The sequence below is a fragment of the Mesorhizobium sp. M4A.F.Ca.ET.050.02.1.1 genome, assembly GCF_003997725.1.
Taxonomy (GTDB): Bacteria; Pseudomonadota; Alphaproteobacteria; order Rhizobiales; family Rhizobiaceae; genus Mesorhizobium.
In genome coordinates this window covers 1-598 of sequence record NZ_RZSG01001422.1, presented here as the reverse complement: position 1 = coordinate 598, position 598 = coordinate 1, and the positions used below count along the sequence as shown (strand labels likewise).

The 598-nt window shown below is 64.9% G+C and carries 2 protein-coding genes; one reads left to right on the top strand and one right to left on the bottom strand.

The genetic code is table 11. The features are described from left to right. Positions 1 to 221, bottom strand: a 221-nt coding sequence (locus EOA33_RS37925) for a deaminase (RefSeq protein WP_145989613.1), incomplete at its 3' end; no start/stop codon positions are given. A 180-nt stretch (positions 222 to 401) separates the two neighbouring features. Between EOA33_RS37925 and EOA33_RS37920 the strand changes: the two genes are divergently transcribed. Continuing rightward, positions 402 to 598: hypothetical protein (locus tag EOA33_RS37920; protein WP_145989612.1), on the top strand; the 197-nt coding region annotated here is incomplete at its 3' end.

The following is a 598-nucleotide window of genomic DNA, read 5'->3' as shown; positions in this document are numbered from 1 at the left end:
TCGTGGCCGGTGAGCCGCTCGCTGGCGAGCTTTTCGCAGGCCTGGCGGATGGCCAGCATCTCGGCATGCGCCGTCGGGTCGGCAAGCTCGCGGGTGCGGTTGCCGGCTCTTGCCACGACGATGCCGCGGCTGGCGATGACCGCGCCCACCGGCACTTCTCCGCGCTGCGCGGCGGCTGCCGCCTCCTCAAGCGCCAATGCCATGAAATCCGGCCGCTTCACGCGGTTTCCATTCCGATTATCTCCTCGCCACCCGACAGCGATCCTGTTATCTAGCGCCTAACCTCGAAAATCGGACTCGGTTTTCGGAAACGATCATGCGCCAAATCAAAGTGCTACAGCGTCCTTTGCGCGCCCGAAAGGATGCGCCACGCTGTAGCAGCGCAAACAGGCAAAGGCCACATGGACGACAACGACAAGAAATTCCGGGCTAAAAAGGGTCCGGTCAGGGGCGGTCCGAAAGCCGCGGGATCGCGCAGCCGCGACGGCGCCGCCAGCAAAGGCGGCAAGCCGTCTTTCGGCGCCAAGAAGCCCTACGCGCCGCGTGGCGACCGGCCGATAGCCGCCGAAGGCGAGCGGCCAAAGCGCAATTTCAAAAG